Origin of the sequence: Streptomyces sp. Edi2, assembly GCF_040253635.1 — a bacterium.
Lineage (GTDB): Bacteria > Actinomycetota > Actinomycetes > Streptomycetales > Streptomycetaceae > Streptomyces.
Genome location: NZ_JBEJGX010000003.1, coordinates 7,960,029 through 7,986,411, shown reverse-complemented (window position 1 = coordinate 7,986,411; position 26,383 = coordinate 7,960,029). Strand labels below are relative to the sequence as shown.

The window sequence follows — 26,383 nt, the reverse complement described above, 5'->3', positions numbered from 1 at the left end:
ACCGTGTGGTATCCCCACATGGTTGCGCCCTACGCTGCGCGCATGATCGATCCCAGGCTCCAGACCCTGCGCGTCCTGCACACCCAGGGCACCGTCACCGCGACCGCCGCGGCGCTGCAGCTGACGCCGTCGACGGTCTCCCAGCAACTGCGCCAGCTCTCGGCCCGGCTCGGGCTGGAACTCCTGGAGCCGGACGGCCGCAAGGTGCGCCTGACTCCGGCGGCGTTGGCGCTGGTCGAGCACGCCGATGCGCTGTTCCTGCGCTGGGAGGAGGCCCGGGCGGATCTCGCCGGGTACGCGGACGGGGTGGCGGGGCGGCTGCGGATCACGGGGGTGGCGACGGCGATCACGGGGGTGATCGCGCCGGCGGCGGCGCGGCTGCGCGAGGAGCTGCCGCGGCTGGCGGTGGAGATCGGGGAGGATCCGGACGTGAACCGGTTCGAACTGCTGCTGGCCGGGCGGGCGGACATCGCGGTGGTGATCGTGGCGGAGGGCGCCCCGGCGCCTGACGATGCGCGGTTCGTCCAGCAGCCGGTCCTGGCGGAGCCGCAGGATCTGCTGGTGCCGGCCGGGCACCGGTTCGCCGGGCATGCGGCACGGGGCGTGACGCTGGCCGAGGCGGGCGGGGAGAGCTGGATCCGCGCCGGCGATCCGGCCGATCAGCACCGGCTGCTGCTGGCCGCCTGCGCCTCGGCGGGCTTCACCCCGCGGGTGCACCATCACGCGGTCGACTGGTCCGCGGTCGCGGCGCTGGTCGCGCACGGCTTCGGGATCTGTCTGGTGCCACGGCTGGCGCCGGTGCCGGAGCGGTACCCGGTCGTCAGGGTGCCGCTGCGCGGGGAGCCCCTTCCCGTACGGCGGTTCGTGGCTGCCGTCCGTCGCGGGAGCGAGCGGCAGCCCCCGGTCGCCCGCGGGCTGGCGGCGCTGCGCGCGGCCGCGGGCGAACGAGAGGCGAAGGGGGTGTGAGAAAGGCAGGTGCGGACGTCAGTCCTGCAGGGCCTTCCAGAACTCGTCGAAGGACATCCGGCCGTCGCTGTCGGTGTCCTTTGCCCTGATGACCGCCTCGGCGACCGGGCCGGTGACGAACGGGTCGCCCATCTCGGCCATCGCGTGCTTGAACTCCTCCGGCGTGACCTGGCCGTCGCCGTCCGCGTCGAACCGGGCGAACGCCGCCCTGGCCTTCTCGATGTCTGCCATGAGAGGTGCCCCCTTCGTGGTGCTGCGCAGTGCTGCGCGGTGCTGTTGCCTGCTGATCTGACCTGCGTACATTAGCGGACCGTCAAGAGGCGTCCGGCCGCGCCCTCCGCCGGGCCAGGTAGGGCGCGGTACGGCTCTCCGGTGCCGCCGCGACCTCGGCCGGGGTTCCGGCCGCCACGATCCGGCCGCCGTCCGCGCCGCCGCCGGGGCCGAGGTCGATGACGTGGTCGGCGCCCACGACCACCCCCATGTCGTGCTCGACGACCACGACGGTGTGCCCGGCGTCGACCAGGCCGTGCAGCTGGCGCAGCAGCACCTCGGTGTCGGCGGGGTGCAGTCCGGTGGTGGGCTCGTCGAGGAGGTAGAGGGTGTGGCCGCGGCGGGTGCGCTGGAGTTCGGTGGCGAGCTTGATGCGCTGGGCCTCGCCGCCGGACAGCTCGGTGGCGGGCTGGCCGAGCCGCAGGTAGCCCAGGCCCACGTCCTGGAGGGTGCGCAGGCTGCGGGCCGCCGCGGGGAGATCGGCCAGGAAGCCGGCCGCGGCGTCGACGGTCATCGCCAGGACGTCCGCGACGGTCCGGTCCCGGTAGGTGATCTCCAGGGTTTCGGGGCGGTAGCGGGCGCCGTGGCAGTCGGTGCAGGGGGCGTACGTGCCCGGCAGGAAGAGGAGTTCGACGGCGACGAAGCCCTCGCCCTGGCAGGTCTCGCAGCGGCCGCCGGCGACGTTGAAGGAGAACCGTCCGGGCGTGTAGCCGCGGGCGCGGGCCTCGTCGGTGGCGGCGAAGACCTTGCGCACCGCGTCGAAGAGCCCGGTGTAGGTGGCGAGGTTGGAGCGCGGGGTCCGGCCGATCGGCTTCTGGTCGACGCGGACCAGCCGGTCGATCGTCTCCAGGCCCTCGGCCGCGGTGAGCCGGGCGCGGGCCATCGGTCCGGCGGAATCACCGTCGGCGGCGTCCTGCTGCTCCTCGCCCGCGCCGAGGTGGTCCCGTACGGCGTCCGCGAGCACGCGGGTGACCAGCGTCGATTTACCCGATCCCGAGACGCCGGTGACGGCGGTGAAGACGCCGAGCGGGAAGGTGGCGTCCAGGCCGCGCAGATTGTGCAGGGTGACGCCGCGCAGCGTGAGGGTGCCCGAGGGGCTGCGCACCGTGCGTGCGGCGGGTGGTGCGGGCTCGAAGAGGAACCGGCGGGTGGCGGAGGCGGGGGCGTCCGCGAGGGCGGCGACGGGGCCGCTGTGCAGGACCTGCCCGCCGTGTTCCCCGGCGTGCGGGCCGACGTCCACGATCCAGTCGGCGCGGCGCACCACGTCCATGTCGTGCTCGACGACGAACAGCGAGTTGCCGGCTTCCTTGAGCCGCCCGAGGACCGTGAGCAGGGACTCCGTGTCGGCGGGGTGCAGGCCGGCGGACGGCTCGTCCAGGACGTAGACGACGCCGAAGAGACCGGAGCGCAGCTGAGTGGCCAGCCGCAGCCGCTGGAGTTCACCGGCCGACAGGGTGGGCGCCGGCCGGTCCATGCTCAGGTACCCCAGGCCGAGTTCGGTGAGGACGTCGATGCGGGCCACCAGGTCGCGGGCCAGCACCGGTGCCACCTCGTCGTCGGCCCGCCCGGCGGTGGGCCGCAGCAGCCGGGCGAGGGCGCTCAGCGGCCGGCCCGCGAGGGTGGCGATGTCGTGGCCCTCGAAGGTGACGGCCAGCGCCTCCGGGCGCAGCCGCCGCCCGTGGCACACCGGGCAGGGCTCGGCGACCATGAACCCCTGGACGCGCCTGCGCAGGGTATCGCTCTTCGAGTCGGCGAAGGTGTGCAGCACATAGCGCTTGGCGCTCATGTACTGGCCCTTGTAGGGGCGTTGGATCCGTCCCACGTCGCGGACCGGGTGCACGGTGACGACGGGCTGTTCGTCGGTGAACAGGATCCAGTCCCGGTCGGTCTGCGGCAGCTCGCGCCAGGGCCGGTCGGTGTCGTACCCGAGGGCGTCGAGGATGTCACGGAGGTTCTTGCCCTGCCAGGCCCCGGGCCAGGCGGCGATGGCGCCCTCGCGGAGGGTGAGCGAGGGGTCGGGGACGAGGGAGTCCTCGGTGACGCGGTGGACGGTGCCCAGCCCGTGGCACTCCAGGCAGGCGCCGGCCGCGGTGTTGGGCGAGAAGGCGTCGGAATCGAGCCGTTCCCGCACCCCCTCCGGGTAGTCGCCGGCGCGGGAGAAGAGCATGCGCAGGGTGTTGGAGAGGGTGGTGACGGTGCCGACCGAGGAGCGGGAGGTGGGCGCGGAGCGGCGCTGTTCCAGGGCGATGGCGGGCGGCAGTCCGGTGATGTCCTCGACCTTGGGCGCGCCGACCTGGTGGATCAGCCGCCGGGCGTAGGGGGCCACGGATTCGAAGTAGCGGCGTTGCGCCTCGGCGTAGAGGGTGCCGAAGGCGAGGGAGGACTTGCCCGATCCGGACACCCCGGTGAACGCGACCAGCGCGTCCCTCGGGATGTCCACATCGACGGAGCGGAGATTGTGCTCACGGGCGCCGCGCACCCGTACGTACGAGTCGGCCATACCTCCATGATCGGGCACGGCCGCCGGTGCGCGGTCAGCCGGGCGCCGTGGCGGCGGCGATCCGCTCGCGTGCCTCCTCCCAGGGCAGCGGAGCGGCGACGACCGCCCGCAGCGCCCGGACCTGGCGGGGCGGGAGCCCGGCCATGAGCACGCCGACGGCGCTGCCGTCCCGGCCGTAGAGCGCCAGGACGCGCCGCTCGGCCCGGTCCACGACGGTGGTCTCGACCCGGTCGGCGCCCGCGGTCAGGCCGTACGCCTGGATCTTGACGGCGTACTGGTCGGACCAGAAGTACGGCACGGGGGCGAAGGGGCGGCGCTCCGGGGCGGGGGCGGCGGCCTCGGGCCCGGCGGCGGCCTCGGGCCCGGCGGGGTCCTCGGGCCCGGCGGGGTCCTCCGGCCCGGCGGGGGCGGGCGCCTCCGCGGCGAGTTCGGCCAGGAGGTTGCGGGCCGCGGCCATGCCCTGTTCGGTGGCGTTCATCCGGTGTTCGAAGCGCAGCGGGCGGCCGTGGACCGGATGGTCCCAGCGGGCCACATCGCCCGCCGCATAGATGCCGGGGGCGGCGGCGCAGTACGCATCGCAGCGAAGCCCGTCGCTGGTGTCCAGCGCCGGGTCGTCCAGCCACTCGACGGCGGGCCGGGAGCCGATCGCCAGCAGCACGAGGTCCGCGGGCAGGCGGTGGCCTCCTCCTCCCCCGGCGGCCACGCCCCCACTGCCGGCGGGTCCCCCACCGGCCAGTCGTACGGCGGTGACCCGCTGGTCGCCGCCACCAGGCAGGCCGTTGGCGCCCGCCGGGTCCGCGGGCGCCGTCTCGAAGCCGTCCACCACTCCGGTGAGCAGCCGGACGCCGCGGGCGCGGTGCTCCTCGGCGAGCAGGTCGCCGACCTCGGTGCCGACGGCGGCGGCCATCGGTGTCGCCTCGATGCCGACGAGGGTGACCTCGTGCCCCAACTCCCGTGCCACCGCGGCCGCTTCGCAGCCCAGTACGCCGTTTCCGACGATCACCAGGCGCAGTCCGCCTCCCGCTCCGCCGGCGGCTACGCCCTCACCGGCGGGGGCACCCCCATCAGCCAGCCGGCTTCGCAGGGCCAGGGCGTCGTCGAGAGTGCGCAGGGTGTGCACCCCGGCGATGCGGTCGGCGCCGGGCAGGGTACGGGCCGAGACGCCGGTCGCAATGATCACGCCGGCGCAGGCGAGCTCCGCGCCGCCGTCGAGGGTGAGGGTACGGGTGGCCACGTCGAGGCCGGTGGCGCGGGTGCCGAGCCGCAGGTCCAGGTCGAGCGGGGCGAGCTGGTCCGTGGTGCGCAGCAGCAGCTTCTCCGGCGCCCAGGCGCCGTGCAGCAGCTGCTTGGACAACGGCGGCCGGTCGTACGGGAGATGGGGTTCGTCACCGATGAGGGTGAGCGGGCCGCGCCAGCCGGAGCGGCGCAGCGTCTCGGCCGCCGCGAGACCGGCCGCCGAGGCGCCGACGACGGCGATCGGCAGGCCGGTCATGCGTGGACCTCGATCACGGCGGCGGGGCAGATGGCGGCCGCCTCGTGCACCGCGTCGTGCTGTGCGGCGGGCGGCTCGGCGTCGAGCAGCACGACCACGCCGTCCTCGTCGCGCTGGTCGAAGACCTCGGGGGCGATCAGCACGCACTGGCCGGCGGCGCAGCACTTGTCGGCGTCGAGGGTGATCTTCACGTCAGTGGGCTCCCTTGCGGTGAGGTGGCGTGGGGAACAACGGCCGGGACGCACCGGGAGTGCCCGGCGGCGAACCGGTGTCACCAGGTGACGGGCGGAGAACGGCGTCCGTGCAGCCCACGGACCATCAGCCGACGGACGAGCTACCTCCCGCCGGTCACCCGGCGGATCTCCTCCAGCGGGTACGGCGCCTGTCTGCTCTCCTTCTGCACCTTGCGGAAGAACTCCGCCATCACCGCGGCGAGCGGCGCATGACGGGCGATGAGTTCCGCGGCCGGGGCCGGGATTCCCGAGGGAGGCGCGCCGGCGGCGCAGGCGCGCACCCACGCGTCGCGGTCGTCCCTGCCGTACCCGTACAGAGCGGTGACCAGCCAGTGCACCAGGCGCGTGACGGTGTAGCAGCGGTCGTAGGTCCGATGCCGGTCGAAGAAGGCGGTTTCGTCCCGTGACAGCTCAAACCGGGAGGAGACCGCCAGGCCGTAGTCCGTGAAGAAGAGACGCCGGCCGTCGGTCAGGATGTTCTCGAAGTGGGCGTCGAAGTGCAGGAGTCCGCGCGCGTTCATGAACGAGGTGCCGGCTGCCAGCTCCCGCTCCACCATGGCGCACGCCCGGCCGGCCGCCTCGTCACCGGCTTCGAGCTGACCGCCCATCCAGTCGTGCAGGTTCTGCGGGATGTACTCCAGGAACAGCGCAACCGTCGCCGAGGCACCGTGACGCGCCTCGATACGGCTGCGCACCTCCGGCCCGCCGCCCCAGTAGGCGACGGCCCGTTCCACGTCCGCCAGTTCCCCGGCAAGCGGCGTCACCGTGTCCGGCAACACCCGCCAGTGATACATGAGGGGAAAGCCCTCGTACTCCCCCGCCAGCGCCCAGTTCGTCGTCATGGTGTGCGCGGCCAGCTCCCGCCAGGCACCGAAGCCCGGGCTGCCGATGCCATACTGGAGGAAGGGCGGCAATCCGAACACATTGGCCGTGGACCGGACGTTTTCCGGCTGTCGCTCCCGATCGGTGAGGGGCACCTGCTTCACGAAGACCGGGGTTCCGGAAACGTCCAGCATTGCCGACTGTCCACCGATGCCGGAGCCGAGCGGCGCGGCCGCGTCCACGAGCTCACGCAGTCCGCGATCACTGCACAGGGCCAGGGAGGTGGAAACGGCGCTGTGGGCGGCCAGCCGTGCGCGGCGGGACCTGTCGTGACCATCCATTCGTACCTCCAGCCGGGTTCGGCTCCCATAGGACACGCGCCGCCCCGGCCCGGCCCTGCCCCGCCCGGCTCTCAGGCGACCTCGATGCCATACTCCTGCACCAGCGCCTCCAGCCCCCCGGGAAAGCCCTTGCCGCCGATCACGAAATCCCAGTCGCCGCCCGCCCGCTGGCGGAACGAGCCGAGGACCAGAGCGGTCTCCCCGCGCCGCCCGTCCGAGACCTCCAGGCGGCCCAGCTCCTCCCCCGACGCGTCCAGCAGCCGGATCCCGGCGTCGGTGAAACCGGAGAGATCGGCGTCGGGGTTGACCTGGGGGTCGATCGCGGCGACCAGGACCAGCCGGTCGGCGGCCGGCGGCAGCGCGTCGAACCGCACCTGCATCGCGGCCCGGTCGGGGGCGAAGCCGGGCAGCATCCGGACCGAACCGTCCGGGCTGCGCGGGTTGTTGTAGAAGACGAAGTGATCGTCGCTGAGCACGTCGCCCCCCTTGCACACCAGGGCACAGACATCGAGGGCGACCTCGCCGGACCAGTTCATCCCGAGGATGTTGTGGTCCGCCGGCTCGTCGGCGGCGGCGGCCGAGCCGGACGGGGCGTCCCCGCCGAGCCGTCCGCGCAGCCCGTAACGGCCGAGCAGATCGACGAGTTCGGGGCCGGCTATGAGGCTGAGCGGTTTGCCGTTGGCGAAGGTGTGGGCGCCGGGGCCGAACCGGGAGGTGGTCACCAGCACCCCCTTGTTGGCACCTTCGGACTGGACCGTGCCGTACAGGTCGCGGACGGCGGTCGGCGGGACGGTGTTGCGGTAGCGCTTGACCTGCACGACGATCTTGCCGCCGCGGATCGGGTCGGGGTCCAGCGCATCCACATCGACCCCGCCGTCGCCGGACCGCTGGGTGGTCACGGCCTGCATGCCCATGGCGCGGAACAGCTCGGCGATCAGGTTCTCGAAGGCGATCGGGTCCATCTCGTACAGATCCGGTTCGCCGTCCGTGCCGTGCGAGACGACCCCGCCGCCCACGTCTCCGGGCAGGCGCACGGGGCGCACCGCGGTCCGCTGGTCGGGGCGGGCGGCGAGCTGCCCGCGCAGCCCGTCGGTCAGACACTCCACCGCGCTGACCTGCTCCAGGCGGAAGGTGTCGAAGGAACTGCGGGGAGCCATGACGGTCGCGAGATACACCTGGGCCGGGCGGCCGGTCACCGGGTCCACGTCGTCCACGAAGCCGTTCAGCGCGACCGAGTCGAGCGTGCCGTAACCGTCGGCGGCGAAGAGGTCGCGCAGCACCAGCAGGACACTCTGGGCCAGCACTTCGCGGTAGAGCGCCCGTCGCTGCGCGGCCGGCCGGGCGGTCTCCTTCTCCTGGTCGGCGGTGGGCATATAGCGGACGGACTTGGCCTCCGGGACGATGTCGTAGCCCGGGAGTTCCCAGTCCAGAACGAGCTGGCGGGCCGTCGGGTCGTAGGCCGCCGCGACCTGCCGGGGAAAGCCCTCCGGCCAGGCCGTGGAGGAGTACAGCGCGGCGGAGAAGTACTCGACGGCCGCGTCCGCGTCGCCGCCGCGCAGGCCCGACAGCAGCTCCTCGATGCCGGAGTTGTGCTGCCGGATCTCGGCCACGGCGCCCGCGGCCCACTGGTCGTACTGCTGCCGGTAGGCGGCGAGTTGGGCCTGCCGGCGGCTCTCCGCGGCCTGCGCCGTGTACCAGTCCTGCTCGTAGCGGGCGCGGGCCTCTTCCTGGGCCCGGTCGCGACGGGCGCCGAGGTGCCAGCCGCCCGTCGGTGCGTGATAGCGGGCCGGGTCGGGCATCGGTACCGGCGTGGCGAGGGCGCCGGGTGCGAACTCCTCGATCCGCTCGGGGCGCAGCAGCGCGGCGGCGGAGAAGGCGGGGGCGCGGCAGCCGTCGGCGAGCAAGCCGGTCAGGGCGGTGACGCGGGCGTCCAGTTCCTCGGTCCGCCGGCGGGCGTCTGCCTCGCGTTGCTGCCGGTAGGCCGTCTGCCGCTCACGGTGCATCCGGGCCATGGCGCGTTCGGCGTCCCGTGCCTGCCGTTCCTGGTCGCGCTGCTGCTGTGCTCGCGCGCGGCGCTGGGCTTCCTGCTGGCGCTGCTGCTGACGCTGCGCCTCGGCCCAGACGGCCATTAATCCATGGGAACGGCGGCTCATATCGCTGTGTGTCCTCCCCCCGGGGCGGGCTGCCCCCGGAACCCTGTGGAAGCGGTTTCACCTGCGTTGTTGGGTGAGACTTTAGCGGGGGCAGGAGAGGCTGGTCACGGTCGGGGAGGAATATCCCGCGCCCTTCGTGCGGTGCCCGCCGACGCCGTTTCCTGAACCGCTCCGGGGGGGGCGCCCGGCAGCATCGCCCGGCCGCCGTTGCGGCCCGTCCGGACGTGAGCCGGCCACCGTACGGGCCCGGCCGCCCGCCGTCACCCCGCCGCCGCCCGCAGCTTCGCCGCCGTCGCGGCCGGGTCGTAGCCGTCGGGCACCCCCGGCACCAGCACCACATCACCGTCGATGTGCCGGGTACGCAGCGGCAGGATCTCCGTATAGGCAGGCGAGTCGTACCAGCCGCGGGCCCGGGCCAGGTCGGGAAAGGCGATGACGACCACGGCTCCGGGCCAGTCACCTTCCGTGACCTCCACTTCGGAGCCGTGAACGAGAAAGTGACCGCCGAAGGGGTCCAGCGTCGCCTGGATCTTCTCGATGTAGTCGAAGATCTCCGGATGCGGGGCGGCGGGGCGGAGGTGAGCGATGGCGTATGCCGTCATGGGACTGCCTTTCCTGCGGGTTGCCGGTCCATCGGCGTCCACGTTTCCAGTCCTCGCCGTACGGGTCGATTACCTCCCGGGTAAGACGCCAGGCACCGGGCGGGCGGCGCCAGTTGGCAGGGAATGCACCAGGTCCTTTGCACAGCCTCGCCGTTGGCCAAGTGCGGTCACCGCGTGACGAGATCGCCTTAGACTCGACGGACACCGTGCCGGATCACAGTTGAAAAAGGAGATGGAATGAAACAGCCGCCCCCCTTCGCCTCCCTGGCCGCCGCACTTGCGGCGCTCGGGACGGTGCTGGGCTTTCTCGCAGTCCAGTTGCGTACGGACGGTTACGAGCAGTACGTCGAGTCCGTGGCCACCGCCAGCGTCGTGATGTGGACGACCGCCTGCCTGACGGTCGTGACCTGGACCCGCTGGCGCCAGGGGAAATCGAGCTGAGTTCCCCACCCGCCGACGGGCGCCGAGGCATCAGCCCGGCGCCCGTTGCGCGCGGCGCTTTCCTCGGGCGCGCCGATTGCCTCATCCAACGCTCTTGAAGCTCATGACGCCGATGGGGAAGCCGTCCCACCTCTTCCCCCGGCTCCGGTACTGCCGGAGGCCGTACGGAGGTGAGCGCATTGCCGACAGGGAATGCCGCCGTGCCGTGAACACCCTCAGTAGAGTCCAGCCATGGCATACACCTTCCAGGTCACCGTTGACTCGGCCGACCCGCACTCCCTCGCCGACTGGTGGGCCGACGCTCTCGGCTGGGAAGTGGAGCCGAGCGACGAGACGTTCATCCGCCGGATGGTCGCCGAGGGCCGGGCGAGCGAGGACGACACCACCACGCACCGGGGCACTCTCGTCTGGAGGGTCGGCGCCGCGATCCGCCATCCGGAGGGCCTGGACCGGGCGCCGCGCATCCTCTTTCAGCTCGTGCCCGAGCCCAAGGTGGTCAAGAACCGCGTCCACCTGGACGTGCGCACGGGTGGCGACGATCCCCAGGCCGTGGTCGAGCGGCTGATCGCCAAGGGGGCCACGCTCGTGCACCACGGCAAGCAGGGTCCCTTTGCCTGGACCACACTCGCCGACCCGGAGAACAACGAACTCTGCGTATCGACCTGACGCAAGGGATGACGCACGGGCGGGCGGGCCCGACGCTCAGATCGCGCCGTCGTGCTCCGCCCAGTACGGGTCCCGCAGCTGCCTCTTGAAGAGCTTTCCCGACTCGTCACGCGGCAGCAGCTCCTCGAAGACCACGGCCCGGGGGACCTTGTACCCGGCAAGCCGCCCGGCGACGTGGGAGCGTACCTCCTCGGCGCTGAGCAGCACACCGGGTTCGGTCTGCAGATGGGCGGCCAGGACCTCGCCGAACTCCTCGTCGGGGATGCCGAAGACCGCCACGTCACGGACCCCGTCGAGGGCGAGCAGGCAGCCTTCGATCTCCGCGGGGTAGATGTTGACGCCGCCCGAGATGACCATGTCGTTCCGGCGGTCGCTGAGGAAGAGATAGCCGTCCGCGTCGAGATGGCCGATGTCGCCGATGGTGACGTATCCGGGCAGGTCCGGTGCTTCCATGGCGGCGCGCCGGCCGGGGTCGCCGAGGTAGGTGAAGCGGGGCCAGCCGTCGCCGGGTTTCAGGTAGATGTCACCGGTGGCTCCGGCCGGCAGCGGCTTGTTGTCGGGGCCGACGACCGCCACCCCGCAGGTCTCGGTGGCGCGTCCGACGGTGCCGGGGTGGGCCAGCCACTCCGCACTGTCGCACCAGGTCACGGCGCCGGTCTCGCTGCCGCCGTAGTACTCCCGCAGTACCGGTCCCAGCCAGTCGATCATGGCGTACTTGATATGCGGCGGACAGGGCGCCGCGGCGTGTACGACGGAGGTCAGCGAGGACAGGTCGTAGCGCTCGCGTACGTCCTTCGGCAGCCGCAGCAGCCGTACGAACATCGTGGGCACGACCTGCACCTGCTCGATGCGGTGGTGGTCGATCAGCCGGAGGAATTCCTGGGCGTCGAAGCGCGGCATCAGGGTGACGTCCAGGCCGGCCGCGAGCGCGAGGACGGCGTGCTGGCTGGGCGAGGCGTGGTAGAGCGGGGCGGGGATGAGCGTGCGTCCGCCGGGGGCGACGGCGAAGTACTCCAGGAACAGCCGTACCGCTTCGTCGAGCTGGTCGGGGGCGACCGGTTCGCGCAGAACTCCCTTGGGGAGCCCGGTGGTTCCCGAGCTGTAGATCACGGTGGGCGGGCGTTCCCCCGCGGCCTGGTCCAGCGGGGCAAAGCCTTCCAGCCACCGGTCGAGCAGCGGATGCTCTCCCGTGACGGGCGGTACGGCGATCCCGCAGGCGGCCGCGACCCCCGCGGGAACGGCGGCCTCGACGATCCGTACGCCGTCGGGGAGCACAGCGGTCACCGCGTCCAGCATGTCGCTGTGCGCAAAGACGACCTTGCTGCCGCTGTCGGTGAGCACATGCCGCAGGTCGTCCTGGCGGAAATGCCAGTTGACGGGTACCGCCGAGGCGCCCAGCAGGGCGGCCCCGGCGGTGATCTCCAGATGGGCGGGCTCGTTGCGCATCACGACGGCGATCCGGTCGCCGGGATCGACGCCCGCCGCCCGCAGCCCGGTGGCGATCCGCGCTGCACGGTCGAGGAAGGACGGATAGTCGCGTTCATGCCCCGCGCAGCGAATGGCCGGGGCGCCGGCGGCGGGCGGGACGACGGCTTCCATGGTGCCTCCAGTGAGTGCGACCGGAAGGCCCATTGAACCGACAAGTCCGGTGGTTATCCAGAGCGCCCGCCGCGGGCCGGCCCTCCCCCGGGCCCTCGGCGGCGTCTCTTTCGGTCGCTCTCCCCCTAAACCCCGCTTAGATCCGAGGTCTTGCGCCCTTCTGGTCCCCTCTTTCCCCAACTTCCGTCCGGTTTCCGGAAGATGCTCCGATGTTTGTCGCGTCCGGGGTCTTCCGGTCCGGGTTCGGGCGCTGCACCATGCGGGGTGGCACAGGAGGCACGTACGTGACCAACTGACCCGAGGAGCATGCGATGCACAGCCGCACCAGACCGTTCCGGCTGCTGGGGCTCATGGGGGTGCTGGGCACCCTGCTGCTGGCCGCAGGCGGCCCCGTGGCCGCCGCGAAGCCCCCGCCGCGGCCCACCGCCGGCCCCGGAACCAACCACGCGACGGACGACCCCTTCACCTCGTCGCGCACCGCGTGGTGGCGTCAGGACCGCTTCGGGATGTTCATCCACTTCGGCGCCTACTCCCATCTGGAGGGCGAGTACACCCGGCCCGACGGCACGGTGTGCCGCAACGCGGAGTGGATCAAGCGCGAGTGCGGGATCCCTGACGACGAGTACGAGAAGCAGGCCGCCGCCTTCAACCCGTCCGCCTTCGACGCCAGGGCGATCGTCCGGGCGGCCAAGGACGCCGGCCAGCGCTATATCGTCATCACGGCCAAGCACCACGACGGCTATGCGATGTGGCCGACGCGGCAGAACACCTGGAATCTGCGCGACCACTCCTCCTTCGATCCCCGCCGCGACATCCTCGCCGAGCTGAAGAAGGCCGCCGACGCCGCCGGGATCAAGCTCGGCTTCTACTACTCGATCTGGGACTGGCACGACCCGGACTTCGCCGGCCCGGCGACCTTCCCGCGCTACAAGAAGCGGATGTACGCCCAGCTCAAGGAGCTGATCGACAGCTACGACCCGGCGCTGTTGTGGTTCGACGGCGAATGGGACGCGGACCGCCCCACCAACCGCTGGTCGCGCCAGGACGGCGCCGACCTCCAGGCGTATCTGCACGGGCTGGACCCGCACCTGATCGTCAACAACCGCGTCGGCAAGCGCGAGGTGGTCGACGGGGACTTCGGCACGCCGGAGCAGGAGATTCCCGCAGAGCCGGTCGACGGGCAGCTGTGGGAGAGCTGTATGACGCTCAACGACCACTGGGGCTTCGCCAAGTACGACACCCACTGGAAGCCGGCGGCGACGGTGGTGCGCAACCTGCTGGAGGTGGCGAGCCGCGGCGGCAACTATCTGCTCAACGTAGGCCCCGACAAATCCGGGCGCATCCCGCAGCCGTCCGTCGACCGGCTGCGCGAGACCGGCCGGTGGCTGGCCGCGCACGGTCAGGGCGACGCGGTCCACGGGGCCGGGTACACCGGGCTGGTGGCGGACCCGGCCTGGGGCACGGTCTCCCGGCGGGGCGACACGCTGTACGCCTCGGTCACCTCCTGGCCGGCCGCCGGCGCGCCCCTTCACCTCACCGCCAAGGGGCGGTTCGAGATCACCGCGGCCCGGGTGCTGGGAAGTTCTCAGCAGGTCAAGGTCGCCCGGGCCGGGGACGGCTTCGACCTCACCCCGTCCGGCACCGCCACCGGTCCGCTCGCGACCGTCATCCGGCTCACGATCACACCGCCGGCCGCCGCACCCGCCGGCACCGGAACAGGGCTGACGGCGCAGAGCTGGGCGAACGACTCCTTCACCGGCCCGCCCGCGGCGACCACCGTCGACCCGACGGTGAACAAGGCCTACCGCTTCGACGGATCACCGGACCCGGCGATCCCCTCCGATCACTTCAGCACCCGCTGGACCGGCAGCATTCAGCCGCGCTTCGACGAGACGTACACCTTCACTACCGTCTCCGACGACACCGTGCGCTTGTGGATCGACGGCAAGCCGGTGATCGACAGCACCACCCCGCACGGCCCGAAGGCCGACAAGGGGACCGTCACCCTGCGGGCCGGTCACCGGCACAGCATCCGCCTCGACTACACGGAGCAGACCGGCGAGGCCTATCTGAAGCTGCTGTGGTCCAGCCCGAGTCAGCCCCAGCAGATCGTGCCGCAGCGGCAGCTCTACGCCGACTGACCACGGCCGTACCGGGCCGGCCACGGCCGGGCGGCGGGCAGACGGGCAGACGGGCAGACCGGGTCGGGCAAGCGAGAAGGGTTTCGCCCCCCGGTTGGGCCGTTCGGGTCAGTCCGAGCCCCTGGGGTGCCCGGTTCGTCCCCCGCGGTGGCGCCGCCGGCCGATGCCGACGAGCTCACCCGGCCGCTGGGTCTGCTCGGGCGCCGGCCCTGACCCCGGAGGAGGAGGCCCACGGGTCAGGGCCGACGCCCGAGCGATCGGTGATTCAGTCGATGCCGCGGAAGATATTCGGTTCGGCGGGATCGTCATCGCAGCCGGCGAGACGCACGGGGGCGCAGCGGTCCCAGACTTCCAGATTGCGGACTTCCTTGATCCGTCCGGGCCGCTCGCCCTGCTTCAAACGGGGCTGCTTGTGTTGAGCCTTGTGCAATGCCACCACGCACTCCTTCATCTGAGGTATTGGTCCGACGCGGTGGCGCCTTGTTCACAAACCGGGAGGTCAGCCAAGGTTTGTGGCGTTCCCGCGACGGGCCAATGGTGTTGGCGTCTCCCAGAAAGGTCGTCCGTCGCCCCTCAGAGTAACGAGGCCGCACTCCGCGCGCTCGACGTTTCCCGGCGGCAAGGGCCCGTCATCGGAAGATGCGGATACGGGGCCCCTGAACGAGGGGAAATCGGGCGGAATATGTGATGCACGTCACTCACTCCAATGGCCCTCAGGTTGCTGCATTCGCCCCGATCCCTACGCTGAAGAGTGAGCGACGGATCCGGCTCCGGTCGCCGCGTGCCCTGCTGCGAGGCACGCGGGGGCAGTGCTACCCATGGGCGGGTGGCATGGTTCTCGGATTCCGGTTACTGGCTCGGGCGGCTGGCTTTCCAGCGCACGCTGGCCGTTCTCTACGTGGTCGCGTTCCTCACGGCGGCCCGGCAGTTCCGGGCACTCATCGGCGCCCGCGGCATGCTGCCGGTGCCCGTGTTCGTGGCGCAGGTGCCGTTCCGTGCCGCGCCCTCGGTCTTTCACTGGCGCTTCTCGGACCGCTTCTTCGCCCTCTGGTCGTGGAGCGGGGCGCTGCTGGCCGCGGCCGTGGCGGCGGGGGCCGCGGATGCCGTACCGCTGTGGGCGGCGATGGTGCTGTGGGCCGTGCTGTGGGCGATGTACCTGTCGATCGTGAACGTGGGACAGACCTGGTACAGCTTCGGCTGGGAGTCGCTGCTGCTGGAGGCGGGTTCGCTCGCGGTGTTCCTCGGGAACGACGCGATCGCTCCCCCGGTGCCCGTGATCTGGCTGCTGCGCTGGGTGCTGTTCCGGGTGGAGTTCGGGGCCGGGCTGATCAAGATGCGCGGCGACCACTGCTGGCGGGATCTGACCTGCCTGTACTACCACCACGAAACGCAGCCGATGCCCGGCCCGTTGAGCTGGTTCTTCCACCATCTGCCAAGACCCTTGCACCGGGTCGAGGTGGCAGCCAACCACGTCGCCCAACTCGTGGTGCCCGTCCTGCTGTTCACCCCGCAGCCGGTCGCCGGGTGGGCCGCGGTCGCGATGGTCGTCACCCAGCTGTGGCTGGTGCTCTCCGGCAACTTCGCCTGGCTGAACTGGGTGACCATCGCGCTCGCCCTGTCGGCCGCGGCCCCGCTGTGGGGCAGGCCGTCCACGCCGCTGCCCGCGCCTCCGGTGTGGTTCGAGGTCCTGGTCCTCATCGCCACGGCCGGGGTCCTCGTCCTCAGCTATCGCCCGGCGCGCAATCTGCTGGCCCGGCAGCAGATGATGAACACGTCCTACGAGTCACTGCATCTGGTCAATTCCTATGGAGCCTTCGGCACCATTACGCGAGTGCGCCGGGAAATCGTGGTGGAAGGGACCGCGGACGCCGTGACCGGGCCGGAGACGACCTGGCTCCCCTATGAATTCCGGGGCAAGCCGGGCGCGGTAGGACGGCTGCCGCGCCAATTCGCGCCCTATCACCTCCGGCTGGACTGGCTGATGTGGTTCGCCGCGCTGTCACCGGCCTATGCCCGGTCGTGGTTCGTCCCGTTCATCGCCCGGCTGCTGGAGAACGACCGGGACACGCTGCGGCTGTTGCACCGCAATCCGTTCCCGGATCTGCCGCCGGCCCGGATCAGGGCCCGGGTCTTCCGTTACCGCTTCACGACCTGGCGGGAACTGCGGGAGACCCGGGAGTGGTGGCATCGCACCGAGGAGCGGGAGTTTCTGGCGCCGGTTGCGCGGTCAGCTCTGCACGGAAGGCGATGACCATATCGCGGGCGTGGCGCAGTCCGATGCGGGTGAAGTCCCCTTCCAGGGCGGCGAGTTCGACCAGGGTCTCGTCCCGGTCGCGGCCGAGGCGGGCGCGGGACTTGGCCAGACCGAGCCGGGAGAGCGCCACCCCGCGGGGCTCCTGCATCTCGCGGAACTCCCGCAGCGAGCGGGTGTACGTCTCGCGCGCGGACTCGTAACGGCCCGCCCGGTAGAACACATTGGCGCGCATCTTGTGGTTGTAGGCGAGCGCGCTGGCCAGGTCCATGGTGCGGCAGATGGTCTCCGCCTCGGACAGCAGCGTCAGCGCCCGCTCCGTCTCGCCCTGGACGGACAGGACATCGGCGACGCCCCGCAGCGACCAGGCGCGCCCGCGGAAGTCATCGGCCTCGGCGGCGATACGGGCGGACTCCTCGAACAGCTCCAGGGCCTTGTCGTAGCCGCCGGTGTTGCGGTGCATCTGGGCTATGCCGGACATCGCCCAGACCATGTGCCGGGCCTCGCCGTGCGCCCGGCCCTGGGCGAGCAACTGCTCGTGGAGCTCGGCGACCGCTTCGTAGTCGCCTTGTATGCGGCCGGTCTCGGCGAGGCCGGCGAGCGAGTAGCCGTGGGCGAGGCGGTCGCCGCTGCCGTCGGCCAGCGCCACGGCATGGGTGAGCAGCCGGCGGGCGAGCGGCAGGGAGCCGCACTGGCGGGCCAGGGTGCCACCGCTCCACAGCGCCCAGGCCATGGCACCAGGGTCACCGGCTCCACGGGCACTGCGGTAGCTCTCCCGCCAGGCCTCACCCGCCTGCGCCACCCGGCCGAGCCGCCGGTTCGCCTCGGCGACCGCGAGCGCGGCCCGGGACCGCTCCAGCGCCGTGCCGGCTTCGGCATGCGCGCGGCTCGCCTTCGTCAGCACCTCCTCGTAAGAGGAGTTCACGCCCAGTGCCGTTCCCAACTCGCCCTGGTATTCCGGGGCGAATGCCTTGCCGTACATAGATACCCGTGGCCTCTCGATCATCTTTGTGCCTTGATCAACAACCTACGAGCCATGAAGGCGCGGCGAATCAGTCCGCGTATGGGTTATGCCGTACGACTGGAGTGCTACGGCAGGGGTCATGGTCATCATGAGGATGTAGGGGGAGGTCAGGGTCACCCCGGCCGGTGGGGTACCGCCATGGCGTGGTACGCCACGCCACTCGGGCGGCGTCACTTGCCGCAGCGGCGAGGGCGGGCCACCCTGCTGCCACGACCACCCGATCACGGACCACCGACCGCCGAGCACCGAGGTGTGGCATGAGCGCAGCGCGCACGGGAACGCAGACCGGGACAGGGAGCAACCGCACCGACCGCAGACGGTTCCTCGGCATCGCGGCGGGGCTGGCCGCGGCGGGCGGGGCAGGTGGGGCGGGCCTGCTGACGGCGGAGGATCCGGCGCCCGGGCACGCCACCCACCACGCCGCCGGGCACCGCCGGCGCCGGGTCCGGCCGCTCTTCCTGGGGACGTACACCTCCGCCGCGGGCGGCGGGGCCGGGGTCGGACTCGGTACGTACGACACCGTGACCGGCCGGATCACCGGCACCGGTGCCGTCGAGGGGGTCGCCGACCCCTCCTACCTCGCACTGGCCCCGTCCGGCCGCACCCTCTACGCCGTCAACGAGCAGGAGCGGGGCGAGGTGACCGCGATGACGCTGAGGCCGGACGGACCGCCCACGGTGCTGGGCACCCGGTCCACCGGCGGCGCCGGTCCCTGTCATCTGTCGGTGCACCCCGGCGGCCGCTGGCTGCTCAGCGCCAACTACCTCTCCGGCAGCGTCGCCGTGCATCCGGTCGACCGCGCCACCGGCTCCCTGGGCGCGCGCACGGATCTGGTCACCCACACCGGACCGCCGCCCGGTCCCGGCCAGGACGGGCCGCATGCCCACCAGATCATCACCGCCCCGGACGGCCGGCACGTACTGGCCGTCGATCTCGGCAATGACACCGTCTACACCTACCGGCTGGACGAGTCGGCCGGAGAGCTCACCCAGGTGTCGTATACGTCGCTGCGGCCCGGCGCCGGCCCCCGGCATCTGACGTTCCACCCGTCGGGCGCCTTCGCCTATCTGGCGAACGAGGTCGACAACACGGTCGTGGTCTGCCGCTACGACGGGAGAACCGGGCGGCTGACGCCCGGTGCGCCGCAGTCCACGGGGACCGGCCCGGGCACCAGCTATCCGGCGCAGCTCCTGGTCACCCGCGGCGGCGGCTTCGCCTTTCTCGCCAATCGCGGTCACAACAGCCTCACCCGCTATGCCGTGGAAGCGGCCGGGGCACGGCTGCGGCTGCTGGACACCGTGCCGGTGGGCGGGGACTTCCCGCGGCAGATCGCCTTTTCGCCGGATCAGCGGTGGCTGTTCGCGGCGAACCAGAAGTCCGGGTCGGTGACGGTGTTCTCGGTGGATGCCCGGACCGGGTCGCTCCACCGCACGGACGCGCCGTTCGCGGCTCCCGTCCCTGTCTGCGTCCTGCCGCTGTGAGGGCGGATCACGGCGCCACGCGGCACCCCGTTGCCGGAACTGCGCGGCCGGGGGAAACGGGCCGGCCGACCGGCCGCGCGGTGCCGCCGCCGACCGGAAGCGGCCGGCACCACGCCGGTCCGGGCGCGCGTCGCGGCTACTGGGAAGCGCCGCCGCCCCAGCTCTGGGTGATGGCGAGCTTGGCATTGCTCTGCTGGGTCTCGGTCGGGAAGTCCGGCGTACCGGAGACCTTCGGCAGCTTCGCCGCCGCGGACTTGTCGAGCTTGCCGGCCTTCTTCATGGCGTCCATCAGCGCCGGGCGGGCAAACCCCTTGAGTCTGAGGTTCTGGCCCTCGGGACTGTAGAGGTACTCCAGCCACAGGCGCGCGGCCGCGGGGTGCGGCGCGTCCTTGTTGATGGCCTGCGAGTAGTACTGGGAGAACTTGCCGTCCGTGGGGACCGTGACCCTCCAGTCGAGGCCCTTGGACTTGAACGCGTCGGTGTAGCCGGCGTTGAGGTAGTCCCAGTCGATGCTGATCGGCGTGCGGCCCTTCGCGATGGTGGCCGCGGTGGACTTCACGGGTGCGAGAATGCCGTCCTTCTTCAGTTTGGTGAAGAAGTCGATGCCGGGCTGGATGTCATCGAAGGAGCCGCCGCGGGCGAGGGCGGCCGCGTACACGGCGCCGAAGGCCGAACCTGCAGTGGTCGGGTCGCCATTGAGCGCGACCTTCCCCTTGTACTGCGGCTGGAGCAGATCCTTGAACTTGGTCGGGCAGGTCTGCACCTGCTTGGCGTCGCAGCCGAAGGAGACATAGCCGCCGTAGTCGTTCGCCCAGCGGCCGATCGAGTCCCGCTGGACGTCGGGGATGTCGGCGAATCCGGCGACCATGTACGGCGCGAGCAGCCCGTCCTGGGCGGCGCTCTGCGCGAAGGAGCTGCCGAGGTCGAGGACGTCGGGCGCGCTGTCCTTGTCCTTGCGCGAGGTGACCGCCTTGATCTCGTCCTGGCTGGCCCCCTTCGGGTTCTCGACCTCGACCTTGATGCCGTACTTCTTGGTGAAGCCGTCGATCAGGGCGCCGTAGTTGGCCCAGTCGCGGGGCAGCGCGATCGCATGCAGGGTGCCTTCTTTCTTGGCCGCCTCGGCCAGGGCGTCGATGCCGCCGAGGGCTTCGGCCGTGGTCGCGGTGGCCGCGTTCTTTCCGTCGGCGTTGTTCGCGTCAGAGGCCGCGCCACATGCGCTGAGGGCGAGTGCGGCGGGTATGGCGAGGACGCCGGTGAGGACGGCAGTCCTCGGCGGGAACACGGTCACGATCTCTCCAGGGGTACGCGCAGAGGGTTGAGGGGGATTCATGCGGGGCCACACAGGGGATGCACGTGGGGGGTGAGCACCTGTCCGATGGGTTGTCTGACAAGTGGGCCTCAGTAGGCCCAACTATGGTGTCCGGCAGGTAAACATTGGTAAAAGTACTGACTCCGATTCGCTCGCAATCGCAGCTCGCGGGGGTCACGACGGCACCTCGCCCGGGCCGGCCGCGCTGCACACTCCGCACACAACTCCGCGCGGCCCGGGCAGCAGGGCGGCACGTCATGAGGCGATCGCCGGGGAGCCGGGGCGGACTGATGCACAGGACTCTCCCTAGCCGGCCAGGTACTGCCGCAGCAGATCGCGCAGATCGGTCTCGAACGCCGCGTACCGGCGGCGGAGCCGGTCACCGGGCCAGGCCTTGGGCAGGAGCTCGGCGGGGAGCAGGGGGTCGGAGAGGAGATGGCGGAGTGCGGCCGCGGCGACGGTGAAACGGTCGGCGGGGGCGTCGGCGCGGTCCAGTGCCAAGGCCAGGGCGCGGGCGCGGCGTGCCCATCCGGTCAGGTCCCACAGCCGCTCGGCGAGCGCGGCCGGGTCGCCGTCCGGGGCGCCGGTGAGCCAGGTGCACTGCTCGGTGACGACGGCGGGGCGGGGCCGGTCGAGGTTGGCGGGGCGCAGCCAGCTGCCCTCGCGGAGTTCGGCCAGCCGCAGCGCCGCCATGGCCTGGCGCAGCGCGGTGCGTTCGGCCGGCGGCCGGCCCTCCGCCGTGGCGACCACGGCGATCTCCCACTCCCCGCTCCAGGGCCGGGTCCTCGGCGAACGGCTCTCGTCCTGCCGGGCCTGGCGCGCCAGGAGGCGGGTGGTGAGGGCATAGGAGCCGTCGTCCTGCCGCAGGTCGCCGGCGGCCACCATGCGGGAGAGCGCGACCCGGACGGTGCCCTCGGCGATACCGAACAACTCGCCCACCCGCACCAGGGCGCGCGCGGGCAGCCGTGGCGGGTGGTGACCGAGGAGCGTGCTCAGCACGATCGAACGTGCGGTGAGCGGCCGCAGTGCCAGGGCGGCGGCCTCGGTGGCGTCGGAGGTACCGGTGCCGTCGGGGGTGCCGGTGCCGTCGGGGGTGCCGGTGTCGTCGGGGGTGCCGGTGTCGTCGTCGTTCATATGTGCAGGAAATTCTAGCGACGCAGGGCGCCAGAACAGCCTTTCGCAGGTCAGCGCATGGCCCTCGTCGATGAGCGCACACCAACCCGCACATGACACCGTGCGTCTTACAATCTTCCCTCGGCTGTTCTGATTCTGTAACGTCAAGGTATGACCGTCACTCATGAAGTCGTGAATCAGGCCCCGCCGCTGACCGGTTTCAGCACGGCGGACGAACCGGCCCTGAGGGAGGCGCTGGTCCGGGACGGCGCCGAGTGGGGCACCCGGGAAGTGGCCGAGCTCGGCGCGCTGGCCGGTTCCGCCGCTGTCCAGGACCAGGCACGCTGGGCGGAGGAGCAGCCGCCCCGGCTGCACACCCACGACCGCTTCGGGCACCGCATCGACGAGGTCGCCTTCCACCCCGCCTGGCATCAGCTGATGACCGTCGCGGTGGAGCACGGTCTGCATGCCGCACCCTGGGCCGACGACCGCCCCGGGGCGCATCTGGTGCGCGCCGCGAAGTTCTACGTCTGGTCGCAGGCCGAGGCGGGGCACGGCTGCCCGGTCTCGATGACGTACGCCGCCGTCCCCGCCCTGCGCGCCGCCCCGGAGCTCGCCGCGCAGTACGAGCCGCTGCTCGCCGCCCGCAGCTACGACTTCGGGCTGCGGGCGCCGCTGACCAAGTCGGGCCTGATCGCCGGCATGTCGATGACGGAGAAGCAGGGCGGCTCCGACGTACGGGCCAACACCACCCGCGCCGTCCCGGCCGGCGACGGCACCTACCGCCTCACCGGTCACAAATGGTTCACCTCGGCGCCGATGAGCGATGTCTTCCTGGCGCTGGCGCAGACCGCGGAGGGTCTCGGCTGCTTCCTGGTCCCGAGGGTGCTGCCGGACGGCACGCTCAACGGCATGCGGTTGATGCGCCTCAAGGACAAACTGGGCAACCGTTCCAATGCGTCCTCCGAGATCGAGTACGACGAGGCGGTGGCCTGGCCGGTCGGTGAACCGGGCCGCGGGGTGCGGACCATCGTCGAGATGGTGAACATGACCCGGCTGGACTGTGTGCTGGGGTCGGCCGCCGGGATGCGGGCGGGGCTGCGGCAGGCGCTGCACCACACCGCGCACCGGCAGGCCTTCGGACGGGAACTGGACCGGCAGCCGCTGATGCGCTCGGTGCTCGCCGACCTGGCGGTCGAGTCGGAGGCGGCGACCGTGCTGGGGATGCGGCTGGCGACGGCGGTGGACCGGTCGCTGGCCGGGGACGCCGGCGAGACGGCGCTGCGCCGCCTGGCGCTGGCGGCCGGGAAGTACTGGGTCTGCAAGCGGGGCAGCACCCATGCCGCAGAGGCGCTGGAGTGCCTGGGCGGCAACGGCTACGTCGAGGACTCCGGCATGCCGCGGCTCTACCGGGAGGCGCCGCTGCTGTCCATCTGGGAGGGCTCGGGGAACGTCGCCGCGCTCGATGTACTGCGGGCGCTGGGCAAGGAACCGGCGGCGCTGGACGCGTTCTTCGCGGAGGTGGAGACCGCGGCCGGCGCGGACCGCAGGCTGGACGCGGCGGTGGCCGGGGTCCGCAAGATGCTCGGCGGGCTCACCGATCCGGAGCGGGCGCAGCTGATGGCGCGGTCGCTGGCGGAGCGGATGGCACTGGTGCTGCAGGGGTCGCTGCTGGTGCGGTACAGCCACCCGGCGGTGGCCGATGCGTTCTGCGCCTCGCGGCTCGACGGGGAGTGGGGCAATGCCTTCGGCACCCTGCCGGCCGGCGCCGACCTGACCGCGATCCTGGAGCGCACCCGGTCGGCAACGCCGGATGCGGCCGCGGCCGGGAGCGGGGCCTGATGTCCGTACGGGTGGAGCGCGCCGGACCGGTGACGACGGTGGTGCTCTCCCGGCCCGCGTCGCGCAACGCCGTGGACGGCGCGACGGCCGACCGACTCGCCGATGCCTTCCGGGAGTTCGACGAAGACGACGGCGCACGGGTAGCGGTGCTGTGGGGCGAGGGCGGGACGTTCTGCTCCGGCGCCGACCTCAAGGCGGTCGGCACCGAGCGCGGCAACCGTGTGGCCCCGGACGGGGACGGGCCGATGGGGCCGACCCGGATGCGGCTCGGCAAGCCGGTGATCGCGGCGGTCGCCGGTCATGCGGTGGCCGGCGGCCTGGAGCTGGCACTGTGGTGCGATCTCCGGGTGGCCGAGGAGGACGCCGTCTTCGGGGTGTTCTGCCGGCGCTGGGGAGTACCCCTGATCGACGGCGGCACGGTGCGGCTGCCCCGGCTGATCGGCGCGAGCCGGGCCATGGACCTGGTGCTGACGGGGCGCCCGGTCCCGGCCGCCGAGGCGCTGGACATCGGCCTCGTCCACCGCGTGGTGCCCACCGGGACGGCCCGCGCGGAGGCGGAACTGCTGGCGGCGGAGATCGCCCGCTTCCCGCAGGCCTGTCTGCGCAGCGACCGCGCCTCCCTCCTGGACCAGGAGGGCCGGGACGAACAGTCGGCCATGGCCGCGGAACTCCGCCACGGCCAGGCGGTACTGGCCGAGTCGATGACGGGCGCGGCCCGGTTCACCGCGGGAGCGGGGCGGCACGGGGCGCCGGACGGGGGGCTGGGGGGCTGAACGGACGGGAACGGCGACCGTGAGCGGGGCTGCTGGTCGCTTACGGTCTCCGCGTAGCCGTCTGGCTTACGGTCTCCTCCTAACCATTGCCTTCGCCTCCCCCGCCCACAGCCGCCCGCCCCGAGGAGCGCATGCCATGACCGGATTGAACTATCCCGAGGAGGGCGGCACTCGGCGTACTCCTCTGCCGCCCGGCTACCACCACCTCCACGAGGAGCTGCCGATCGGCCACGGTCCGGCAGTGCTGGCCGCGGCGGGCGAGGCGATCACCACCTTCCGGATGCATCGCGCGGCCGGCGCCCGGATCCGGTCCGATGCCCCGCGGGCCGCGCCTGGGGTGGACGTCGAGGTGTCGCTGGGCGTCGGCCCGTTCCGGCTGCGGGCGCCGTGCGCCGTGGTGTGGACGGTCGCCGAGGAGGACCGGATCGGCTTCGGATACGGGGCGAGGAAGGGGCACCCCATGTGCGGCGAGGAGGCGTTCGTCGCCGAGCTGCGCCCCGACGGTGCGGTGTGGTTCACCGTGACCGCCTTCAGCCGGCCCGCCAAGGCAGTCACCCGGCTCGCCGGCCCGCTGGTGCCCGTGTTCCAGCACCGGTACGTCCGCCACCTGGGCCGGACGCTCCGTCGCCTGGTGAACCCGTGATGTTGAACTCGTGATGCCGAACTCGTGATGTTGCGCTGAGCCTGCCCTGCCGGGCGGGGCCCGGGCGTCCCCCGTCACAGCGGCTGAGTGCACGCCCCCGCCTTCTGGTTCGGCGTTCCGCTCACCGCCTGATGACCCCTGGAATACGCTTTGTTACCGGCGCGTAGGGGCGTGATCCGTGATCGCCATACGTCCACCTCTGCTTCATCATTTCGTCACCATCACCTCTGCCGACTGTGAAAGAAAACCAGGCATGTGTGAAGACGAAATGATCCCGCCGCAGGCGGACATGACCGAGCGGGAGTGGCTGCGGACCGGCTCGGCGACGACGGCCGGGGAACCGCCGATGCGTACGACGGGACGCGTTCCGCAGTGGGTGAACCGGCGGACCCTGCTGGGCGGTGCGATGGCCGGTGCGGCGCTCACGGTGCTGCCGTCGCCGGCCCAGTCGCCCGCGTCCGCCGCGCCCCGCCACCAGGCCCCCGGGGCCTTTCCGTTCCCCGAACACCCCAATGGTGACGGCGATTTCGCGATTCTGGTGACCGGTGATGCGGGAACAGGGGACGAGGCGCAGTATGCGGTGGCGGCCGCCGCGCGGGATATCTGCAAGACCGAGGGCATCGGCCTCGCGGTGGGACTCGGCGACAATATTTACGAGAACGGCCCGGAGTCCGCTGACGATTCCGAGTTCCAGGACAAGTTCGAGAAGCCGAACGGCGGCATCGATGTGCCCTGGCTGATGGTGCTGGGCAACCACGACTGCTCGGGGCTGATCCCCGGCAGCGGCGGCGACCCGTCGCGCGGTGACCGCGAGGTCGCCTATGCCGCCACCTCACGGCGCTGGTACATGCCGAGCCGCTACTACAGCGTGCCGCTGCCGGCCGCCGATCCGCTGGTGGAGTTCTTTGCCATCGACACCATCCCCTGGTCGTCGTACGTCGCCCAGCTCGACCCGCACTACCGCTGGGACGGGCCGTACATGCGCGAGCAGCGAAGCTGGCTGGACGGTGCGCTGCGCGCCTCGCGGGCCCGCTGGAAGGTGGTGATCGGGCACCACCCGTACCTCAACAACGGCAAGCACGGCAGCGCCGGTTCGTACGACGGTTTCGAGATCGGGAACTACACCAGCGGTGTCCATCTCAAGGACATGTACGAGAAGGTGGTGTGCGGACGGGCCGATCTGATTCTGTCCGGCCACGACCACACGCTGCAGATCCTGGAGCCGACGGCCCGTACGGGCGGCACCCGGCAGGTGGTGTGCGGTGCGTCGGCCAAGACGGAGGGCGGCACGGCGCACTTCCACAACCCGGCTGCCTGGCAGAACTTCTCCGACCACGGATTCATGGTGCTGAAGGTGTCCGGCGCGCGGCTGACCATCGATGCGTACACGGTCGATGTGGCCACGCGGAAGGCCACGCTGCGGCACCGCGCCCGGCAGACCCGGCCGGTCGCGGCGGTACCGGCACACGCCTGAGGGCGGAGGCCGTCCCGGGCCGGGGTGATGCGCGCCCGGGACGGCTCACCCTGCGGGACCGGAGGACGGCCGCGCGGGGCCGGACGGCGGCTGTGAACGGGACCGGACGGCGGGGCCGGGACCGACGGCGGCGGACACCGAACGGGGGTGCCGGCACACTGTCCCCACCCGCGCGTTCACCCCTCTCCCCTCCCCCCGGACGGCATCCGGAGCACCGGACATGCGGGCCCTCCGGCGCGCGCCTAGG

The 26,383-nt window shown here is 72.0% G+C and carries 22 protein-coding genes; 10 read left to right on the top strand and 12 right to left on the bottom strand.

Annotated elements, in window-relative coordinates:
• Positions 1-42: 42 nt before the first annotated feature.
• The gene (locus ABR737_RS38305) at positions 43-966 is read left to right on the top strand and encodes a LysR family transcriptional regulator (RefSeq protein WP_350255762.1); all 924 of its coding nucleotides are present in this window, start codon (positions 43-45) and stop codon (positions 964-966) included.
• An 18-nt stretch (positions 967-984) separates the two neighbouring features.
• Here ABR737_RS38305 and ABR737_RS38300 read toward each other — a convergent pair whose 3' ends face one another.
• From ABR737_RS38300 to ABR737_RS38270, 7 genes are all read right to left on the bottom strand, one after another.
• Entirely contained in the window at positions 985-1,197 is a 213-nt protein-coding gene (locus ABR737_RS38300) for an EF-hand domain-containing protein (protein ID WP_350255761.1), read from the bottom strand.
• A gap of 82 nt (positions 1,198-1,279) precedes the next feature.
• Positions 1,280-3,736, bottom strand: a complete 2,457-nt coding sequence (gene uvrA / locus ABR737_RS38295; protein WP_350255760.1) for an excinuclease ABC subunit UvrA — start codon at positions 3,734-3,736, stop codon at positions 1,280-1,282.
• A 34-nt stretch (positions 3,737-3,770) separates the two neighbouring features.
• Positions 3,771-5,228, bottom strand: coding sequence for an NAD(P)/FAD-dependent oxidoreductase (locus ABR737_RS38290; protein WP_350255759.1), 1,458 nt, complete (start codon positions 5,226-5,228; stop codon positions 3,771-3,773).
• On the bottom strand, positions 5,225-5,419 hold the full coding sequence (locus ABR737_RS38285) for a ferredoxin (RefSeq protein WP_350255758.1): 195 nt from the start codon (positions 5,417-5,419) through the stop codon (positions 5,225-5,227). Before ABR737_RS38285 ends, ABR737_RS38290 begins: the two co-directional genes overlap by 4 nt.
• Positions 5,420-5,562: 143 nt before the next feature.
• Entirely contained in the window at positions 5,563-6,624 is a 1,062-nt protein-coding gene (locus tag ABR737_RS38280; protein ID WP_350255757.1) for a protein kinase family protein, read from the bottom strand.
• 71 nt (positions 6,625-6,695) lie between these two features.
• Positions 6,696-8,777: a restriction endonuclease gene (locus ABR737_RS38275; RefSeq protein WP_502964440.1), complete on the bottom strand. Its 2,082-nt coding sequence runs from the start codon at positions 8,775-8,777 to the stop codon at positions 6,696-6,698.
• 260 nt (positions 8,778-9,037) lie between these two features.
• Positions 9,038-9,379, bottom strand: coding sequence for a DUF1330 domain-containing protein (locus tag ABR737_RS38270; RefSeq protein WP_350255755.1), 342 nt, complete (start codon positions 9,377-9,379; stop codon positions 9,038-9,040).
• Positions 9,380-9,616: 237 nt separating this feature from the next.
• Between ABR737_RS38270 and ABR737_RS38265 the strand changes: the two genes are divergently transcribed.
• Together ABR737_RS38265 and ABR737_RS38260 are read left to right on the top strand one after the other, a co-directional pair.
• Positions 9,617-9,820: an SCO3870 family protein gene (locus ABR737_RS38265; protein ID WP_350255754.1), complete on the top strand. Its 204-nt coding sequence runs from the start codon at positions 9,617-9,619 to the stop codon at positions 9,818-9,820.
• 231 nt (positions 9,821-10,051) lie between these two features.
• Positions 10,052-10,486: a VOC family protein gene (locus ABR737_RS38260; RefSeq protein ID WP_350255753.1), complete on the top strand. Its 435-nt coding sequence runs from the start codon at positions 10,052-10,054 to the stop codon at positions 10,484-10,486.
• Positions 10,487-10,522: 36 nt separating this feature from the next.
• On the opposite strand, the gene ABR737_RS38255 is transcribed toward ABR737_RS38260, so the two are convergent.
• Positions 10,523-12,085: an AMP-binding protein gene (locus tag ABR737_RS38255; RefSeq protein ID WP_350255752.1), complete on the bottom strand. Its 1,563-nt coding sequence runs from the start codon at positions 12,083-12,085 to the stop codon at positions 10,523-10,525.
• 311 nt (positions 12,086-12,396) lie between these two features.
• On the opposite strand from ABR737_RS38255, the gene ABR737_RS38250 reads away from it, so the two are divergent.
• Positions 12,397-14,226 carry an alpha-L-fucosidase gene (locus tag ABR737_RS38250; RefSeq protein WP_350255751.1) on the top strand — a complete coding sequence of 610 codons (1,830 nt, stop codon included), beginning with the start codon at positions 12,397-12,399 and terminating at the stop codon, positions 14,224-14,226.
• A gap of 265 nt (positions 14,227-14,491) precedes the next feature.
• Here the strand turns inward: ABR737_RS38250 and ABR737_RS38245 are convergent, their stop codons facing one another.
• Positions 14,492-14,662 carry a hypothetical protein gene (locus ABR737_RS38245; protein ID WP_158686011.1) on the bottom strand — a complete coding sequence of 57 codons (171 nt, stop codon included), beginning with the start codon at positions 14,660-14,662 and terminating at the stop codon, positions 14,492-14,494.
• A gap of 390 nt (positions 14,663-15,052) precedes the next feature.
• Between ABR737_RS38245 and ABR737_RS38240 the strand changes: the two genes are divergently transcribed.
• Positions 15,053-16,477 carry a lipase maturation factor family protein gene (locus ABR737_RS38240; protein WP_350255750.1) on the top strand — a complete coding sequence of 475 codons (1,425 nt, stop codon included), beginning with the start codon at positions 15,053-15,055 and terminating at the stop codon, positions 16,475-16,477.
• Here ABR737_RS38240 and ABR737_RS38235 read toward each other — a convergent pair.
• Positions 16,371-17,459, bottom strand: a complete 1,089-nt coding sequence (locus ABR737_RS38235; RefSeq protein ID WP_350257086.1) for a tetratricopeptide repeat protein — start codon at positions 17,457-17,459, stop codon at positions 16,371-16,373. The genes ABR737_RS38240 and ABR737_RS38235 overlap by 107 nt on opposite strands.
• A 299-nt stretch (positions 17,460-17,758) precedes the next feature.
• Between ABR737_RS38235 and ABR737_RS38230 the strand changes: the two genes are divergently transcribed.
• Entirely contained in the window at positions 17,759-18,982 is a 1,224-nt protein-coding gene (locus ABR737_RS38230; protein WP_350255749.1) for a lactonase family protein, read from the top strand.
• A 136-nt stretch (positions 18,983-19,118) separates the two neighbouring features.
• Here ABR737_RS38230 and ABR737_RS38225 read toward each other — a convergent pair whose 3' ends face one another.
• Together ABR737_RS38225 and ABR737_RS38220 are read right to left on the bottom strand one after the other, a co-directional pair.
• Positions 19,119-20,270: an ABC transporter substrate-binding protein gene (locus ABR737_RS38225; RefSeq protein WP_350255748.1), complete on the bottom strand. Its 1,152-nt coding sequence runs from the start codon at positions 20,268-20,270 to the stop codon at positions 19,119-19,121.
• Positions 20,271-20,597: 327 nt separating this feature from the next.
• Positions 20,598-21,425 carry a PaaX family transcriptional regulator C-terminal domain-containing protein gene (locus ABR737_RS38220; RefSeq protein WP_350255747.1) on the bottom strand — a complete coding sequence of 276 codons (828 nt, stop codon included), beginning with the start codon at positions 21,423-21,425 and terminating at the stop codon, positions 20,598-20,600.
• A 150-nt stretch (positions 21,426-21,575) separates the two neighbouring features.
• Between ABR737_RS38220 and ABR737_RS38215 the strand changes: the two genes are divergently transcribed.
• From ABR737_RS38215 to ABR737_RS38200, 4 genes are all read left to right on the top strand, one after another.
• A complete protein-coding gene (locus tag ABR737_RS38215) occupies positions 21,576-23,246 on the top strand; it encodes an acyl-CoA dehydrogenase family protein (RefSeq protein WP_350255746.1) in 1,671 nt (556 codons plus the stop codon).
• Positions 23,246-24,019, top strand: a complete 774-nt coding sequence (locus tag ABR737_RS38210; RefSeq protein WP_350255745.1) for a crotonase/enoyl-CoA hydratase family protein — start codon at positions 23,246-23,248, stop codon at positions 24,017-24,019. Before ABR737_RS38215 ends, ABR737_RS38210 begins: the two co-directional genes overlap by 1 nt.
• 136 nt (positions 24,020-24,155) lie before the next feature.
• Positions 24,156-24,662: a DUF1990 domain-containing protein gene (locus ABR737_RS38205; protein WP_350255744.1), complete on the top strand. Its 507-nt coding sequence runs from the start codon at positions 24,156-24,158 to the stop codon at positions 24,660-24,662.
• A gap of 253 nt (positions 24,663-24,915) precedes the next feature.
• The gene (locus tag ABR737_RS38200) at positions 24,916-26,136 is read left to right on the top strand and encodes a metallophosphoesterase (protein WP_350255743.1); all 1,221 of its coding nucleotides are present in this window, start codon (positions 24,916-24,918) and stop codon (positions 26,134-26,136) included.
• Positions 26,137-26,383: the final 247 nt, after the last annotated feature.

Bases quoted from the DNA above. Each gene is read 5' to 3' on its own strand.
- ABR737_RS38305 (WP_350255762.1), top strand. From the start codon at position 43: ATGATCGATCCCAGGCTCCAGACCCTGCGCGTCCTGCACACCCAGGGC.
- ABR737_RS38300 (WP_350255761.1), bottom strand. From the start codon at position 1,197: ATGGCAGACATCGAGAAGGCCAGGGCGGCGTTCGCCCGGTTCGACGCG.
- uvrA (WP_350255760.1), bottom strand. From the start codon at position 3,736: ATGGCCGACTCGTACGTACGGGTGCGCGGCGCCCGTGAGCACAATCTC.
- ABR737_RS38290 (WP_350255759.1), bottom strand. From the start codon at position 5,228: ATGACCGGCCTGCCGATCGCCGTCGTCGGCGCCTCGGCGGCCGGTCTC.
- ABR737_RS38280 (WP_350255757.1), bottom strand. From the start codon at position 6,624: ATGGATGGTCACGACAGGTCCCGCCGCGCACGGCTGGCCGCCCACAGC.
- ABR737_RS38275 (WP_502964440.1), bottom strand. From the start codon at position 8,777: ATGAGCCGCCGTTCCCATGGATTAATGGCCGTCTGGGCCGAGGCGCAG.
- ABR737_RS38270 (WP_350255755.1), bottom strand. From the start codon at position 9,379: ATGACGGCATACGCCATCGCTCACCTCCGCCCCGCCGCCCCGCATCCG.
- ABR737_RS38265 (WP_350255754.1), top strand. From the start codon at position 9,617: ATGAAACAGCCGCCCCCCTTCGCCTCCCTGGCCGCCGCACTTGCGGCG.
- ABR737_RS38260 (WP_350255753.1), top strand. From the start codon at position 10,052: ATGGCATACACCTTCCAGGTCACCGTTGACTCGGCCGACCCGCACTCC.
- ABR737_RS38255 (WP_350255752.1), bottom strand. From the start codon at position 12,085: ATGGAAGCCGTCGTCCCGCCCGCCGCCGGCGCCCCGGCCATTCGCTGC.
- ABR737_RS38250 (WP_350255751.1), top strand. From the start codon at position 12,397: ATGCACAGCCGCACCAGACCGTTCCGGCTGCTGGGGCTCATGGGGGTG.
- ABR737_RS38235 (WP_350257086.1), bottom strand. From the start codon at position 17,459: ATGTACGGCAAGGCATTCGCCCCGGAATACCAGGGCGAGTTGGGAACG.
- ABR737_RS38230 (WP_350255749.1), top strand. From the start codon at position 17,759: ATGAGCGCAGCGCGCACGGGAACGCAGACCGGGACAGGGAGCAACCGC.
- ABR737_RS38220 (WP_350255747.1), bottom strand. From the start codon at position 21,425: ATGAACGACGACGACACCGGCACCCCCGACGACACCGGCACCCCCGAC.
- ABR737_RS38215 (WP_350255746.1), top strand. From the start codon at position 21,576: ATGACCGTCACTCATGAAGTCGTGAATCAGGCCCCGCCGCTGACCGGT.
- ABR737_RS38210 (WP_350255745.1), top strand. From the start codon at position 23,246: ATGTCCGTACGGGTGGAGCGCGCCGGACCGGTGACGACGGTGGTGCTC.
- ABR737_RS38205 (WP_350255744.1), top strand. From the start codon at position 24,156: ATGACCGGATTGAACTATCCCGAGGAGGGCGGCACTCGGCGTACTCCT.
- ABR737_RS38200 (WP_350255743.1), top strand. From the start codon at position 24,916: ATGTGTGAAGACGAAATGATCCCGCCGCAGGCGGACATGACCGAGCGG.